We start from the raw sequence: 15,927 nt of genomic DNA, 5'->3' as shown, positions 1-15,927 counted from the left end.
GGCCGCTTGACGTTCGTTATGCCTTCAGAATGCCGTGGCACGCCTTGTACTTCTTGCCGCTGCCGCAAGGGCACGGATCCGTTGCGGCCGATGACTTCGCTCGCCTGAGCCGGACGGTTCACAGCCGGTTCGCCGTTGGTCGCCATCTCGTTCTCGTCGACGACCGCTTCCCGTACGAGGTTCGTCTCTACGTGGGCTTTCATGATGTACGTAGCGACTTCCTCCTGGATGTTCTGGATCATCTCCTGGAACATCTCGTAGCCCTCGAACTGGTACTCGCGGAGCGGATCCGTACCGCCGTACGCCCGCAGGTGAATACCCTGGCGCAGCTGGTCCATCGCATCGATATGATCCATCCACTTGCTGTCTACGGCGCGCAGCAGGACCACCTTCTCGAATTCACGCATGAACTCAGCACCAATGGCCGCCTCGCGCTCTTCGTATAAGCGGGTCAGCACGCCTTTGAGGTACTCGGCGATGTCTTCCTTCTCCTTGCCCTCGAGCTCTTCGGCCTTCAGCTGGCCCTCGTGCAGGAACGTACCGTTGCAGTAGTCCACGATCGCCTGCAGATCCCACTCCTCCGGCAGGTCCTCTGCGCAGTGCGCATCGACGATACGGTCGATGACCGGCGTAATCATGCCCATCACGATCTCGCGGATATTCTCCGATTCGATGACCTCGCGGCGCTGCTTGTAGATGATCTCCCGCTGCTGGTTCATCACGTCGTCATACTGGAGGACGACTTTACGCACGTCGAAGTTATTGCCTTCCACCCGCTTCTGGGCGGACTCGATGGCCTTGGAGATCAGCTTGCTCTCGATCGGCTGGTCTTCCTCGAAGCCCAGACGGTCCATCATCCCCATGATGTTCTCCGCACCGAAGCGGCGCATGAGCTCATCTTCGAGCGAGAGGTAGAACTGCGAGGAGCCCGGGTCGCCCTGACGGCCCGCACGGCCGCGCAGCTGGTTGTCGATCCGGCGGCTCTCATGCCGCTCCGTACCTATGATATGCAGACCGCCGAGTTCGGCAACGCCCTCGCCCAGCATAATGTCGGTACCGCGGCCCGCCATGTTGGTGGCGATCGTTACCGCTCCGAGCTGGCCGGCACGCGAGACAATCTCCGCTTCCTCCGCGTGGTACTTGGCGTTCAGGACTTTATGCGGGATGCCCTTCTTCTTCAGCATCTCGGAGAGCACTTCCGAGTTCTCGATAGAAACCGTACCGACGAGCACCGGCTGTTTGTTCTTGTGCCGCTCCGCGATTTCGTTCACTACGGCGCGGAACTTGCTCTGCACCGACTTGTAAACGACGTCCGGAATATCCTGGCGGATCGTAGGCTTGTTGGTCGGTATCGTGATGACCTCCAGGCCGTAGATCTTCTTGAACTCTTCTTCCTCTGTCTTCGCTGTCCCTGTCATACCCGAGAGCTTGCGGTACATCCGGAAGTAGTTCTGCAGCGTAATCGTAGCCAGCGTCATCGACTCGTTTTGCACCTGCAGGTGCTCCTTCGCTTCGATGGCCTGGTGCAGACCTTCGCTGTAACGGCGTCCGGTCATGAGACGGCCGGTGAATTCGTCGACGATCATGATCTCGCCTTCGGAGACGACATAATCCACATCGCGCTTCATGATCGCATGGGCCTTCAGGGCCTGCTGTATGTGATGGTTGATCGTCACATGCTCATGATCGAACAGATTCTCGATGCCGAACGATCTTTCCACCTTGGCCACTCCGGCTTCCGTCAGCGTAACGGAGCGTACCTTGATGTCGATAATGTAATCTTCCTCTTCTTTGAGACGGCTGACCACCTGGTCGGCGATCAGGTACATCTCGGTCGATTTGGCGGCTTGTCCCGAAATAATCAGCGGCGTACGCGCCTCATCCACAAGAATCGAGTCCACTTCGTCAATAACGCAGTAGGACAGCGGACGCTGCACCATCTGCTCTTTATATACAACCATGTTATCGCGCAGGTAATCGAAACCGAACTCGTTGTTCGTTCCGTACGTTATGTCACAGGCGTAGGCCGCCTGCTTCGCTTCGTGGGACATATTCGACAGGTTCACCCCGACGGTCAGTCCCAGGAAATTGTGAAGCTGTCCCATCTCCGCACTGTCCCGCTGGGCGAGATAGTCGTTGACGGTAACCACGTGAACGCCCTTGCCCGCCAGAGCATTCAGGTACACAGGAAGCGTACCGACCAGGGTTTTCCCTTCCCCAGTGCGCATCTCGGCGATCTTGCCCTCGTGAAGGACCATGCCCCCGATGAGCTGCACGTCGTAATGACGTTTGCCAAGCGCACGTTTGCCCGCTTCACGGACTACCGCGAAAGCTTCCGGGAGCAGATCGTCGAGCGTTTCGCCCTTCTCTAAGCGCTCGCGGAATTCGGCCGTCTTGCCGCGCAGTTCTTCATCGGATAATCCCTCAAATTGGGGCTCGAGCGAGTTAATATACTCCACGGCCTTCCAAAGACGCTTGAGTTCGCGGTCGTTGGGGTCTCCGAATATTTTTTTCACGAGTCCTAGCATGCTGCTAATCCCCTTCCTTTTTCGAACGGTATGTCTTACCCCAAATTGTAGCATTTTTAACCATGCCGCCGCAACAAACAAACCCTTTCGGAGCCGCGGCAGTCAAGGCGGCGATTTCACTCTCGTTTTCTTATCTAGAAGCTTGCCCCAAGGCTATCCTCCTCATTACAAACCGATGCAGCCGTTCCTTGGGAGCCCTATCCCTGTTCATTCCCATTCCCTTATGTATCGATGCTTCGGTCAAACCTGAATGGTATGCTACAGATCCCCCTTTCGTTTAGAATAAAAGGGCCTGGCTGTTCGGCCGGGCCCTTGATTGTGTTCCTATATGATATAAAGAGCAGACCTTTACTTGGCCGGTTCGATCAATCCATACTTGCCGTCGTTGCGTTTATAAACCACGTTGACTTCTGACGTATCGGAATTGGCGAAGACAAAAAAGTTATGACCTACCATGTTCATCTGCAGAATGGCCTCGTCAATGTCCATCGGCTTCAGCGTAAACCGCTTCGTCCGAACCAGCTCGAAGTCATCCTCCTCTTCGTGAACGGCAACATAGGAATCGTCCGGCTCCGAGGCACGGAACAGATCCTTGAGCCCGCCCTCCTGACGGATCTTCCGGTTGGCTTTCGTTTTCGCTTTGCGGATCTGGCGTTCGAGCTTGTCCACCACCAGATCGACGGAGGCATACATATCGGCCTGTCTCTCTTCCGCCCGCAGGAGCAGATTCGGCAGCGGAATGGTAACCTCCACAGCCTGCAGACCTTTCAATACGCTAAGTGAAACGCTTACTTCCGATGTAGGGGGAGCCTCGAAGTACTTCTCAAGTCTGCTGAGTTTCTTTTCCACATGATCTCTCAACGCATCTGTAACCTCAATGTTGACACCGCGAATGTTGAATTTCATGTATTACTCCTCCTTTCGTCCTTACAGTATACTATATTCCCCCCGTACGTTCAAAAATCCTTCACAATTCGCCAACATTCTTTACAAATTCTCTCCAGTCGCCAAAGCTCATAAAAACGCATACAAAAAAGACACCGCCGGAGTACCGGGGGTGCCTTTTGCTGCTAATTCATATCAATGATAACCATCTATTCAGCGGCCAAGCGGCCGGATGATTACAGCTTGATTACGTTAGCCGCTTGAGGACCGCGAGCGCCTTCTACGATGTCGAATTCAACAGACTGGCCTTCTTCCAAAGTCTTGAAGCCTTCTGTTTGAATCGCGGAGAAGTGTACGAATACGTCGCCGCCGTCTTCGCGCTCGATGAAGCCATAGCCTTTTTCTGCGTTAAACCATTTTACTTTACCTTGCATGCAAAACATTCCCTTCGTTATCAAATAACTGCTAACATTTCCCTACTGCATTTCGAATATATCATCCCCTTTACTCCCCTGTCAATGAAACTTCTTCATGTTGGCCAAATATTTAGAAAATTCGAGTATTAACATTTCCTTAACTTTCTATTCACAGAGAAAAAGCCTGATTTCATGCGGTTTTCCGACATTTTCTGCAAAGTTATCAACAGAGTTATCCACATTGTCCACAGGCACTTGTTCACAGTAAAAAAGCCCCTTGCCCAGGCAAGGAGCCGACCATATCTATTTTCGCTTATCAAAAAAGAGGCTGTCCGGTGTATAAGCCTTGTCATAAGCGCCCCGCTGCGTCCTGGCTGTATCGACCTTCTGCAGCTGCCCGGCCGCCTCGCTGCGCAGGGCCTCCATGCATTCCATGATGGCCTCATCCTGCCGCAGCACCTGCTGCACACGCTCCGCATAGAGCGAGGCCGCCTCGGGGTTCGTCTGAAGCCCGCGGCGGATCGAGAGGATAATCTCCTCCCGCTCACGCACAAACTGCTCGAGCTCTTCGTACTCCGCCTCCGGAAGACGGGAAGCCATCCCGGCCGTCAGCGTCTCCAGCGCCTCAATATGCTCACGCATGGGTCGCTCCGACAGCTTGACCGCCCGCTGCCGCGCGGCTGGCCTGAATCCAGGTCTCCTTCAGGGAGACGAGATATTCGAGCACTTCTTCAGCGGGTTCGGATTGCTTTTTCATATTGGCTTCCACCAGACGGAAGATGAAATAATCATAGAGCCGAGTCAGGTCCGCGGAGATGGGCTGCTTAGGATCCAAGGTTACCATCAGCTCTCGCACGATATCCTGCGCTTTGACCAAGTTCCGGTTAACCTCTTCATACCGGTTCTGCTTCATGGCTTCAATCCCGGCTCTGCAGAAGCGGATGGCCCCATCGTAGAGCATCATCAGCAGATGAGCAGGTGACGCCGTTTGAACCGAGGTGGACAGGTACTTATTTTGCTGTGCTTGTAGCATGCGTTTTCCCTCCTAAGAGATCTCCGTGGATGTGATTCTAGCTGCTGAATGCATTAGCCAGATAAGACGATTGCGAATTGTATTTACTCATCGCCGCTTCCATGGCTGCGAATTGTTTATAGTAGCGGTTTTCAATATCCGCCAGGCGTTCATTGCCTTTGGCGATCCGTGTGTTCAAATCGGTCAATCTTTTGCCGAGATCGCTGTCCGATTTGAAGACCGACATATCCGAGAATGCCGACGTACCGGCCTTCTTCGCGATTTTCTCCAGACTGCCCATGAGGTCCTGATAGAGGCGTTCGCCCACACCGACATCGGAACGGTCCGTATCTCCATTACCGTCCTGTGTGAACAGGTTGATCACGGCCTGCGGGTCTTTCTCGATCGCTTCCCGGAGCTTGGTTTCACTCTTGATATAGAGCTGTCCCTTCTCCAGATAGGATCCCGAATCGATTCCGATCGCACTCAGCGTTTTGTAATTCGGATTTCCGGTCTCTACCGGAGTGGACATCGACGAGCGCATCGTGTTGGCAAGCGCCGAGAGAATCGAATCGTTGCGGAGCAGACCGCTCTTTGCTTTGCCTTCCCACAGTTCGATGTCCTTGTCCTTCATCGCTTCCTTCTGCTCGGAAGTCAGCGGTGTGTAATCACGGAACTTATCTTCGCCCAGCTTCTCCTGAATGGTCTTGAGCATGCTGTTGTAATCGGTGATGAACGTTTTGATCGATTCCATGACCTTATCGGTATCGCTCTTCACATCAATCGTCGTTGTGCCCACGCCATTGAGTGTAATATCCACGCCGTTTACGGAAAAACTGTTGGAAGCACGGGTGGTGGCTACACCGTTGATCTTGAGCTGTGCATCGACAGGTGCAGAACCCGCTCCAAGCTTCAGCGTGTTGGTCAGGAAGTCTCCGGCTACGGAAATCGCCTGGCCGCCTCCGGACATGGAGACTACGCGGTTGGTCGAGTCATAGAACGCCGTGACCCCGGCCTGGCTGCTGATCTTGGACATCATCGAATCCAGGGAATCGGTATTCGGATTGATGCGGATCACCTTCGAGTTGACCGTAATATCGAACTCCTGGTAAGTCGGCGGCGTTGTCGCCGGAGCGACGGGGGTAAAACCGGCCACGAACTCGGTGTCCTTCAAAGGCACATTCGTTTTGAATGCCGGATCGGCCGTAATGGCCGCCGTGCTTGTGCTGACCGACGGCTGTGCCAGCGATACGACTTCCACCTTCAGCGTTCCCGGGACCGAGCTTGATGTCGCCTTGGCACCCACCGCTGAAGTGTCTCCTACCGTAGTCAGGGTCTTGGCCGCGAACGTGCCTTCTCTTTTGAAGTTAAAGAGCTTGTTGTTGCGGAAGTCAAGGATCTTGGCATTGATTTCCTTGTAGGCATCCCGCTGCCATTCGACGGTCTGCTTCTGCTGCGCCATCTTGTCGACCGGGATCCGATTCGCTTTCATCAGCTGCGAGATGAGCGTATCGGTATCCAGACCGCTGGTTATACCGGTGATGCGGTTTACCATAACATCCACCCTTTCCTGCGTTTACCGTTTTTCATCCACCAGAATACCGGCCATCTCCCAAAGCTTCGCGAGAAAATCAAGATTCTTCTCCGGCGGAACCTCACGGATGATTTGCCCGGACTCCTTATCGATGACTTTGACCATGATCTGCTTTGTTTTTTCGTGGATGGAGAAATTCAGCGACGTGTTCTTGCCTTCCACCGCTTTGATCGCCCGCTCCAGAGCTTTCACCATCTGCTCGTCGCTGATCGTGATTTCTTCACCGCGGTATTCGGCCAGCTTCATTTCCTTAACCGAGTGAATCGAATCCACTGCGCTCGATGCAGCTGCTTCCGCCTCTTTGTTGGTGCTTTTCAGCGCTGGACTTGCGGCCGGAATACGGTCGACTCCGCCGCTTCCTGTGATCGGCGTATCCATAGTTCTCTTTCCCTCCCGAGTTACGGTCTTACCTATATATCGGTCGTCTGAGCGCCGGGTGTTATAGAAAAGTAGCTCTTTATTCCTACTTTTTGCTGGTAGATGGTGGGATAGAAGGAACGGTGCCCTGATTCAGGCAGCCATAAGTCTGACTTTTCCAAAGGGAAAATGAGCAGGGGCTATGCCGGGACGGTTCTTTTTGCCCTTGGAAAAATCAACTGAAGAAAAAAGAAAGGGGAATGGCGTTTCTCCATCCCCCTGGATATATGATATTAACGGAGGAGCTGCAGTACGCCCTGCGGCTGCTGGTTCGCTTGAGCCAGCATTGCCTGCGCAGCCTGCGACAGGATGTTGTTCTTTGTCTGCTCCATCATTTCTTTCGCCATGTCTACGTCGCGGATCCGGGATTCGGAAGCCGTCAGGTTCTCGGACGCGTTGTTCAGGTTGTTGATCGTGTGCTCCAGACGGTTCTGCAGCGCACCCAGGTACGAACGGCCGGACGATACGGACTCGATTTGCGTGTTGATCGTCGTGATCGCCGTGTTGGCATCCGTTTGCGTTGCAATCGTTGCACCGCTTGCTGCCGTGTGGATCGCCGTCAGGTCTACGCCTGCCGTGTCGAGATCGATGTCGATCGTCTGGGATGCATCGGCACCTACGTGGATTTTCAGTGCAGCTGTTGCACTTCCGTCGAGCAGCTTCTGCGTGTTGAACGTCGTGTTGTCCTTGATACGGCCGATTTCGTTCGACAGCTGGTCGAATTCGGCTTCCAGAGCGGTACGGTCTGCCGTTACGTTCGTGTCGTTCGCGGATTGTACAGCGAGTTCTCTTTGACGCTGAAGGATCGAGTGTACTTCCTGCAGGGCGCCTTCGCCTGTTTGGATCAGGGAGATACCGTCCTGTGCGTTGCGGGATGCTTGATCCAGACCGCGGATTTGGCCGCGCATCTTCTCGGAGATTGCAAGACCTGCAGCGTCATCGCCTGCACGGTTGATGCGAAGACCGGAAGACAGCTTCTCAATGTTCTTTGCTGCGTTAGCCGAGTTGGTACCCAGCTGGCGGTGCGTGTTCAGTGCGGAAATGTTGTGGTTGATTCTCATGATGTTCTTCCTCCTTGAATGGGACGTCCACATCCTTGTGGATCGTTTGGTTTATTAGTGGAGGGCTGATGATCTTCGGGCTCGCCGCCCGCTCTCTCATCCCCTCATGATATATATATCGTCATGCCCGGACGCAAAGTGAAGAGGTTGAAGAGCTTTATTGCATGGTAGATTTCTCCTGGCAATGGTCAGGCTCTGCTACCCGGGCATAGAAAATCAAAAGGCCCTGGCTGTGCGCCAAGGCCTTTTGAGGTTCGTAAGTGCCTGTTTAGTTTTTAATCAGGATCGACATATAAGGCATGGACATAAAGCCGTTCTCTTTCACCAGCGTCATGATCTTCTCGAAATACTCAATGCTGTGTTCGAAGGTTTTGGAGATCGACTGAATCAGCTTGATCACCGAGTCGGAAGTCAGCCCCTGCTCATGGCCGGCGATGCCCACCATATGAATCTTGATCAGCGAATAGTGCATGATCATACGGGCATAGCTTTCAAACAGAGAAGTGCTGTCCAGCGGCATACAGTTCTTGAACACATAGTTGACCAGATAGTTCTCCAGCATATAACCATGCTCCTGTATGAAAGGGAGATAGTATGTGCCGTACGCTTTTTCGTAACTCTCCTGAACCTGATGGTCTTCCGCCCCATCTTCCATCCCGAGTCCTGCCATCATCGCTCTGGAGCACTCCAAATATCTTGTGGAGCCCGGCGTATGTTTCAGCCCCAGTACAACCAGTTCTCTGCAGAGGCGAACCTGGATATCGAGGCGCTTCGCCACCTCGTTGAATGCTCCCTGGAAGGTGCCGTCTTCAGAGCATTTCAGGTAATTGCCGAGTACATCCGGAATGCTCTCCGGTTTGCCCGTATCGACGCTTTCCTGCAGCTCACCGAACATCAAGCCGATAATCAGCAGCCGCTCTTCCAGCGTATAAGCCCGATTCTGCAGAATAGCGATAGTCACATAGCGGTACTCCTCGAAGAAGCTCCGCCAATCAGACACCCCGCCGCCGCGGGTCTCAATATTGGTGGCGATCCAGCGGAACGCATCCTTCTGATCCTGACCCTGCTCAAACGATATGCCGCCCTCATTCAGCATAACGAGGCGTGCGGCCTCCGGACACGAAACCGAGAGCGCCTGCTCGAGCTTCCCGTTTACCTTATTGGTTCTTCTCGGATAGACAGAGCACGTGGTGCAGAGGAAGCTTTCTCCCAGGTTCAGCTGGATATCGCACAGGTTCTCCTCATTGAGGAAAGAACAGCGGGACTGCTTCAGCTTCATGCTTGCCGCGAAGTTCTCCGTCGGATTCTTGTCATTCTTGACGACATTCTCCCGGAGCCTCGTCTTGAATTCCGTATGCTTGACCTTCTTGTATTTCTTAAGCGTGTGCTGATCTATATTGACAGTCCAGCCGGAGCAGCATGTATCCTCACAGGCCCCGCCGATGCAGGTAAACCGTTTCACATATTCAGGAATTAACGTGTCGACCAACGTTGTCATGTACATAACTCCTTCGTGTAGTGTAAGTGTAACTTTTCCAAAGGGAAAATAAGGCATGATGCTTACTTCATGACATGGCAGGGACTTCCGCGGCTTTTGCCCTTGGAAAAATCAACTGACGAAAAAAGAAAGGGGAATGGCGTTTCTCCATCCCCCTGGATATATGATATTAACGGAGGAGCTGCAGTACGCCTGCGGCTGCTGGTTCGCTTGAGCCAGCATCGCCTGCGCAGCCTGCGACAGGATGTTGTTCTTTGTCTGCTCCATCATTTCTTTCGCCATGTCTACGTCGCGGATCCGGGACTCGGAAGCCGTCAGGTTCTCGGACGCGTTGTTCAGGTTGTTGATCGTGTGCTCCAGACGGTTCTGCAGCGCACCCAGGTACGAACGGCCGGACGATACGGACTCGATTTGCGTGTTGATCGTCGTGATCGCCGTGTTGGCATCCGTTTGCGTTGCAATCGTTGCACCGCTTGCTGCCGTGTGGATCGCCGTCAGGTCTACGCCTGCCGTGTCGAGGTCGATGTCGATCGTTTGACCGGCATCGGCGCCTACGTGGATCTTCAGCGCTGCCGCTGCACTGCCGTCAAGCAGCTTCTGCGTGTTGAACGTCGTGTTGTCCTTGATACGGGAAATCTCGCTGGACAGCTGGTCGAATTCCGCTTCCAGTGCCGTACGGTCAGCCGTTACGTTCGTGTCGTTCGCGGATTGTACAGCCAGTTCTCTTTGACGCTGAAGGATCGAGTGTACTTCCTGCAGGGCGCCCTCGCCTGTTTGGATCAGGGAGATGCCGTCCTGCGCGTTGCGGGATGCTTGATCCAGACCGCGGATTTGGCCGCGCATCTTCTCGGAGATCGCAAGGCCTGCAGCGTCATCGCCTGCACGGTTGATACGAAGACCGGAAGACAGCTTCTCGATGTTCTTTGCTGCGTTTGCTGTGTTCGTGCCCAGCTGGCGGTGCGTGTTGAGTGCGGAAATGTTATGGTTGATTCTCATTGGATTCTTCCTCCCTGAAGTTCGTCTGCCGCGTCCTTGCGGAGACCCGAATAAATTCGAAAGGTGAGATAAGGTCGGCCGCCCTTAAATTTCCTCTACCTTACAATATATCGGCGGCTTCAGGGCCGTTTTTTATAGTATTTTTCCAGTTTCCGAAAATTTTTTCTATTTTCCGAGCAGCTTTTTTAACTGGTCGATCTGATTGCCGGATCCATCCTGTGCTGTCGAGGCTTCCTGGTTCGATTCCTTGAGCGCGAGATAGATTTCCTTGCGCAGAATGGACTGCTGCCGGGGAGCCTTCAGACCGATTTTTACCGTCTCTCCTTCCACCCCGAGAACAATCACCTCGATCCCATCCCCGATCATGATGGATTCGCCCTTTTTGCGTGAGAGTACAAGCATTCCGGTCACTCCCCCTCTTTCGAATTGGCGATCAATTCGACCAAGCTGTGTTTGGTTCCATAAGGCGAATGATGAAGGACAACCTGCTTACCCAGGCAGCTCACGGTATTCACAACCAGTGGTCCCATCAAGTTGACCGTATACTGCTCAGGCTGCTTCCCGAGAGTCACGATGGACCATATTTCAATGCCCTCTTCCGACCGGATTTCCAGCTCGTCCTGATCTTCCTGACTTAGCTCGAACTCGTAAGCCCGATAAATGTCAAAGGGATTCAGAATGACGAAGCTGATCCCTTCGTCCTCCAGTGACTGAAGATACGAGAAGGCTTCCCCCCGTCCGATAATCAAAAACCGGGTATACTCTTCAAATCCGGGAATTCCGTTAGGAAACGTAAGCACCTCTTCCTCGGTGTATTCGATCTCTCCCAGAGCCAATGTGTTAATACGCAAGAGCGCACCTTCTTCCTTATGGAATAAAAAAACGAGCTATAGCGCAAAATGCCTCTATAGCTTCATTATGACTCTTTTTAAATTTTGTAGTCAATCTGCGGCGGCGTGAATTCAACACTGGCATGCTGCTGCATGTAAATATCCAGCTTCCCCCGGTTATACTGAATCTCCGGAGCATTGCGGGTGACATTGATATGTACCTGCGCCGGCTGGATATCCCGAATCACCCGGGCCGGCTCGTAATTCAGATCAATATTGTCATAAGCGGCATCGCCCATATACATGTATTCCCTGAAGTCGATGTCTTGCGTGCTGTCTGCGGCAAGTGCGGCAATCGCATTTTCTTTGGTGTGAATGGCCGCCATCCGGTTTCCGTCTTCAACAATCTTGGCAATCCCCTGAAGGGCAATGCTCTGACTCTTGGAGTAGATCCGGTTCATGACCTCCAGATGGGGGCCGTTGCCTAGTGCATCCCGCCAAGCGCTGTTGTCGATCGTAAGCTTGCCGCCTTCCGTATGGTAGTCATGCTTCGCCGGAGTCGTGGTAATCTCCAGCGAGGCAGGACTTTGCGAGATCTGGAACTGACCCAGATCCGCATCAATACCGATACGTGCATACTGCTGATGAATTCCAATCTGAGGAGAAATCGACAGACTCATAGGCCCACCTCTTATCTCAGGAAGTCAACAAGCGACGAAGAGATAATTTTCGAACCTACCGACAAGGAAGCCTGGTAGACGTTCTCATCGGTTTTCAGATTCGTAATGACCTCGGATATATCAGCGTCTTCCGTGCGGGACTGCAGCGTCTGCAGATTCACGTTGATATCCTGCAGCCGCGATTGAGCCAGTTCAATGCGGTTCATCCGTGCTCCGACATCGGCCCGTCCCTGCAGGAACAGGTCATTGGCTTGATCCAAACGGCCCAGGGCATCATTGATGCCATTCTGGTTACCTGCACCCAATGCGGTCGAGAGATCCTGCAGTACCTTGAATACGTTTGTATTCGAAGAGGCCTGGCCAAACACTTCGTCACCTGTAATATTCGCTTTTACTCTGACGCCCGCCCCGATATCGAATTGAATCGCACCGGTGTCTACCGAAGTTGTAGCCGCATTGGCAGCAGTGTAGGGAGCCTGGTCGGTAATTTGGCCGTTAAATACGTGCTTGCCGTTGAATTCGCTGTTACCGATCGTCACCATCTGCTGATAGAGTTGGTCAATCTCGGTCTTGATAGCATCCAAGGCCTGCTGCGGATTCGTACCGTTCGCCCCTTGGACAGCCAGCTCACGGGCGCGCTGAATGACCGTGTTCGCTTGGTCCAGCGTCGTATCCGTATACTCCAGCCAGGAGATGGCCGTCGTTACATTGCTCTCGTACTGATCGTTAGCGGAGAGCTCACTGCGGTAGCGGAGCGAAAAAGTCATGCCTACCGGGTCATCGGAGGGCTTGTTGATCCGGCGTCCGGTGGACAGCTCGTTCTGGTGCGTATTGATGCGGTTCAGGTTGGAGTTGATGTTACGCAGCAGCTGGTTGTTCAGCATCCCTTGCGTTACCCGCATAGTCATGGCTTATCCTCACCTCAGAGTAATAGTATCGTGCTGATAGGGTTATCGGCCGACGGTTCCCATGCCGTTAATGACCTTGTCCAGCATTTCATCGAATGTGGTCAGTGCACGGGCTGCGGCATTATATGCGTGCTGGAATTTGATCATATTCGCCATCTCTTCATCCAGCGATACACCGCTGACAGCCTGACGGTTGGAATCGACCTGGTCGACCAGCGTCTGCTGATTCGTCGCCTGGCGGGTGGCCTCCTGGCTTTGTACACCGAGTTGGCCGATAATCGAGCGGAAGAACTCATCAAACGTACCGTCGGTGAGCATGGGTCTGCCTGTGGCGGTCGGATCGAAGTCTACGCGCTCATACCGCACATTGGCGAGGAGGAGGGCCATGTCATTGTTCCCTTTGACCACCTTCTCGTTCCCGTCTGCTCCCATATATGTGCGGAACGAGGAAGAGATGTTGGAGACATCGCTTTGAATTGTGCTGTTCACCGTTACACTTGCCGCACTGAATTCCGAGTATCCTGTCTTCAAGGAAAAGAACTCGAGGCCCGAGCTGATCGGATCATTCCCCGAATAGCCAAGCGCATGAAGTCCGTTGAAGCCTTTCACGACAACATTCGTGTCGGCTCCAATCGTACGGTCCGCCATCGTGCCGGTAAACTGCTTCTGCTCGGTGGTACCGTCCGGCTTCATGATCGTGAGCGTGGTTCCCTCCGGAATAACAGCACCGGACGGCAGCTTGATCTGCATATCGCCTTGCACCAGCGTCTTCAGCATGTTATCAAGCTGGAACTGATAATTGCCCACATAATTGTCCCGCGATTGGATCATCCCGTAGACTTCGCCTCCGCTCAGATCGCCGGCTGCTGCCGCCGCCTCCATGGAAGCCGTGGTGAACTGCGTGCCCACCGTTCTGCCGGCTACCAGCTGCACGTTCCCCATCCTGACGTTGTATCCGTTCGCCTCTTCGGTGAACGTGATATTCACAATCTTGGACAGATCGTCCATGAGCAGGTCGCGCTGGTCGCGAAGGTCGTTAGCGTTGTTCCCAAGCCCTTCAATGCGGTAGATCTCCTCGTTCAGCTTCGCGATCTGGTTCAGGGCCGTGTTGGCTTCCTGCGCTTTGATCCCGATGCTTTCGGTCAGGTCCGTAGCAAGCTCGGAGAGCTGGCGCGAGGTTTGATTGAATGCATCGGTCATAGCAAGCGCACGCTCCTTTACCAGGACGCGTGCCGTTGTGTTTTCCGGCGATTTGCTGAGCTCCTGCCAGGCATTCCAGAACCCCTCGATCGTCTGGCGGATCCCTGTATCGGACGGCTCGTTCATGATGGCTTCAAGCTTTTCCAATGTATCTTTACGAATGGACCAATCGCCCAAGCTTTTATTTTCGTTGTGAAATTGATTGTCGAGAAACTTCTCACGAATCCGGTTGATCTGGTCGAACTCTACCCCTTGTCCAAGCTGTCCCGGAATGTTACTGCGCATCAGACCCGGATATTCGATCGGGATCGATGCCACCATATTGACGACCTGACGGGAGTATCCTTTGGTATTGGCATTGGCAATGTTATGGCCCGTGGTAGTCAACGCCGCCTGCTGTGTGAACAAGCTGCGCTTAGATATCTCGATTCCGCCAAATGTTGAACGCATGTGTTCGTTTCCCCTCCGGTATCTATGCCGCAGCGGCCGGTGCTCTTCCTCCGGTTCCGCAAATCAGCCATTATAGTAAACGCGCCTTTAAGCTCTCGAGTCAAACATCCCTTGACGCTTCGGCCCGCTGGCCCCGGCCTGGGGGTTCTTATAAACGAACTCATCCTCAGGAGGACCTACAATCAGGTCAAGCGAGTAATCAATATACGCCAGCGAGTGCTCGATCATCTGCTGGTTCACGCGGTTGAGCTCCCGCAGCTTCCTAATGGCTGCCGCGAGCTGCTTCTGCTTGTCGAGCAGCAGTTTCTTGTCTTCTATATTAAACAAAATTTTCGTCAGATCACTTACCGTTACACGGGGATTCGGCTTATAGCCTTTTTCCATCAGGAACGCACCGGTCACTTCCACCCGCTGCTGTTCCAGCTCCCCAATGCGCTTCAGCATCTTGTTCTCTTTGGTTACAATCTGCATCAGCTGCTCCACTTGGTTATGGATGAGCACATGTCTCTTCTGCTCCGCGAGCTCCAGAAGCGAGTTGTGAATCTCATTCAGTTCGGTCATGGTATCGAGCAGGGCCTCGAAAGACATGGCTCACCACCTCCAGGTTAGATTAGGTCAGATAGGGCAGCAGTCGTTCAGCCAGCTTGCCTGCATCCACGGAATAAGTTCCCGATTGAACCGCCTGTTTCAGCGATTGGATCTTCTCTGCGCGGGCATCGGCTGCGGCACCGGCGGACTTGACGGATTGGGATTCGAGAAGCTCTTTCGCTTGACTCGAGATCTCCACCTGGTCCTTCGGCTTCGCTTTGGCCGGAGCGGCGGCTTGCTGGGGTTCAGCCGTTTTCTTGTAGCGGCTGATGGCATTCATTTGGTTGGATCCGTTGATTTTCATACTTTTTCACCTCAATCGGCAGGAATAGAGAAACCCGCCTTTATCGATATACTTTTTTATCGGCTGGCGGGATTCAAATGTTTAGTGGAATTATATGCAAATCAGCGATCATTTTTATCTTTGGACTGGAATGTCGCTTTATGCTGTTCTTGATACAGCCGTTTTCTTTCCTCCTGCGCATGCAGATCGCTTGTGTCTTTCATCAAGCGGTTGCGGCATGAATCGCACAGATTGCCTTCGCGGATCGAATTTCCGCAGGCATCGCACTCGTAAGTCATGTTCGGATTGTTCTTGATTGAGATGCGGCCGTCGCGGATGAACTTCATAATCTGTTTCATGGGGACTTCCGTTGCTTCGCTGAGCTCCTGCATCGAGCTGCCCTTGTTCTCGCGAAGGTATTTCAGGCATTTCTCGTACTGCAGTTCAATTTCCTTGATGCAGGCAGGGCAAACACCAAAGTTGTTCTTTACATAAATTTTGCCGCAGCGGTTACAGTTTTCCACATTAAGACTCATCGCATACTTCCTCCCCTGGTGCCTGTCCTAATACTTCTAGTGTAG

General features: G+C 53.3%; 16 protein-coding genes and 2 pseudogenes. All 18 read right to left on the bottom strand.

From position 1 onward, the window contains the following. Positions 1-16 precede the first annotated feature (16 nt). The 18 genes and pseudogenes from secA to PM3016_RS00460 all read right to left on the bottom strand — a co-directional run bounded on the left by secA (position 17) and on the right by PM3016_RS00460 (position 15,882). Positions 17-2,528, bottom strand: a pseudogene (gene secA, locus PM3016_RS00545) (preprotein translocase subunit SecA). Between the two features lie 348 nt (positions 2,529-2,876). After that, the gene (gene hpf / locus PM3016_RS00540; RefSeq protein WP_013913933.1) at positions 2,877-3,434 is read right to left on the bottom strand and encodes a ribosome hibernation-promoting factor, HPF/YfiA family; all 558 of its coding nucleotides are present in this window, start codon (positions 3,432-3,434) and stop codon (positions 2,877-2,879) included. A 215-nt stretch (positions 3,435-3,649) separates the two neighbouring features. Further along, positions 3,650-3,847: a cold shock domain-containing protein gene (locus tag PM3016_RS00535; protein WP_013913932.1), complete on the bottom strand. Its 198-nt coding sequence runs from the start codon at positions 3,845-3,847 to the stop codon at positions 3,650-3,652. A gap of 285 nt (positions 3,848-4,132) precedes the next feature. After that, a complete protein-coding gene (locus tag PM3016_RS00530) occupies positions 4,133-4,471 on the bottom strand; it encodes a flagellar protein FliT (RefSeq protein WP_013913931.1) in 339 nt (112 codons plus the stop codon). Then, positions 4,464-4,862, bottom strand: coding sequence for a flagellar export chaperone FliS (gene fliS, locus PM3016_RS00525; protein WP_013913930.1), 399 nt, complete (start codon positions 4,860-4,862; stop codon positions 4,464-4,466). The genes PM3016_RS00530 and fliS overlap by 8 nt, the downstream gene beginning before the upstream one ends. A gap of 37 nt (positions 4,863-4,899) precedes the next feature. Next, positions 4,900-6,396: a flagellar filament capping protein FliD gene (gene fliD, locus PM3016_RS00520; RefSeq protein ID WP_014368106.1), complete on the bottom strand. Its 1,497-nt coding sequence runs from the start codon at positions 6,394-6,396 to the stop codon at positions 4,900-4,902. A 21-nt stretch (positions 6,397-6,417) separates the two neighbouring features. Next, the gene (locus PM3016_RS00515) at positions 6,418-6,813 is read right to left on the bottom strand and encodes a flagellar protein FlaG (protein ID WP_013913928.1); all 396 of its coding nucleotides are present in this window, start codon (positions 6,811-6,813) and stop codon (positions 6,418-6,420) included. A gap of 272 nt (positions 6,814-7,085) precedes the next feature. Beyond that, complete coding sequence (locus tag PM3016_RS00510) at positions 7,086-7,913, bottom strand: flagellin N-terminal helical domain-containing protein (protein WP_014368105.1); 828 nt, start codon at positions 7,911-7,913, stop codon at positions 7,086-7,088. A 268-nt stretch (positions 7,914-8,181) separates the two neighbouring features. Continuing rightward, entirely contained in the window at positions 8,182-9,411 is a 1,230-nt protein-coding gene (fliB, locus tag PM3016_RS00505) for a flagellin lysine-N-methylase (RefSeq protein WP_014368104.1), read from the bottom strand. A 169-nt stretch (positions 9,412-9,580) separates the two neighbouring features. Beyond that, a pseudogene (locus PM3016_RS00500) lies at positions 9,581-10,407 on the bottom strand (flagellin N-terminal helical domain-containing protein). A gap of 165 nt (positions 10,408-10,572) precedes the next feature. Beyond that, positions 10,573-10,809 (bottom strand): carbon storage regulator CsrA, encoded by a 237-nt coding sequence (gene csrA / locus PM3016_RS00495; RefSeq protein ID WP_013913922.1) that lies wholly within the window; start codon positions 10,807-10,809, stop codon positions 10,573-10,575. Positions 10,810-10,814: 5 nt separating this feature from the next. Then, positions 10,815-11,258, bottom strand: a complete 444-nt coding sequence (gene fliW, locus PM3016_RS00490) for a flagellar assembly protein FliW (RefSeq protein WP_013913921.1) — start codon at positions 11,256-11,258, stop codon at positions 10,815-10,817. A gap of 77 nt (positions 11,259-11,335) precedes the next feature. After that, the gene (locus PM3016_RS00485; RefSeq protein WP_013913920.1) at positions 11,336-11,917 is read right to left on the bottom strand and encodes a DUF6470 family protein; all 582 of its coding nucleotides are present in this window, start codon (positions 11,915-11,917) and stop codon (positions 11,336-11,338) included. 11 nt (positions 11,918-11,928) lie between these two features. Beyond that, positions 11,929-12,819: a flagellar hook-associated protein FlgL gene (gene flgL, locus PM3016_RS00480; protein WP_013913919.1), complete on the bottom strand. Its 891-nt coding sequence runs from the start codon at positions 12,817-12,819 to the stop codon at positions 11,929-11,931. Between the two features lie 48 nt (positions 12,820-12,867). Further along, positions 12,868-14,475: a flagellar hook-associated protein FlgK gene (gene flgK / locus PM3016_RS00475; protein WP_014368101.1), complete on the bottom strand. Its 1,608-nt coding sequence runs from the start codon at positions 14,473-14,475 to the stop codon at positions 12,868-12,870. Between the two features lie 87 nt (positions 14,476-14,562). Beyond that, positions 14,563-15,063, bottom strand: a complete 501-nt coding sequence (locus PM3016_RS00470; protein WP_014368100.1) for a flagellar protein FlgN — start codon at positions 15,061-15,063, stop codon at positions 14,563-14,565. Between the two features lie 22 nt (positions 15,064-15,085). After that, the gene (flgM, locus tag PM3016_RS00465) at positions 15,086-15,367 is read right to left on the bottom strand and encodes a flagellar biosynthesis anti-sigma factor FlgM (RefSeq protein ID WP_013913916.1); all 282 of its coding nucleotides are present in this window, start codon (positions 15,365-15,367) and stop codon (positions 15,086-15,088) included. A gap of 101 nt (positions 15,368-15,468) precedes the next feature. Next, the gene (locus PM3016_RS00460) at positions 15,469-15,882 is read right to left on the bottom strand and encodes a flagellar protein (RefSeq protein ID WP_013913915.1); all 414 of its coding nucleotides are present in this window, start codon (positions 15,880-15,882) and stop codon (positions 15,469-15,471) included. Positions 15,883-15,927: the final 45 nt, after the last annotated feature.

The sequence above is a fragment of the Paenibacillus mucilaginosus 3016 genome, from assembly GCF_000250655.1.
Lineage (GTDB): Bacteria > Bacillota > Bacilli > Paenibacillales > NBRC-103111 > Paenibacillus_G > Paenibacillus_G mucilaginosus.
Note: the sequence above shows the minus strand (reverse complement) of the source record. Positions and strands in the feature narration are given on the sequence as shown.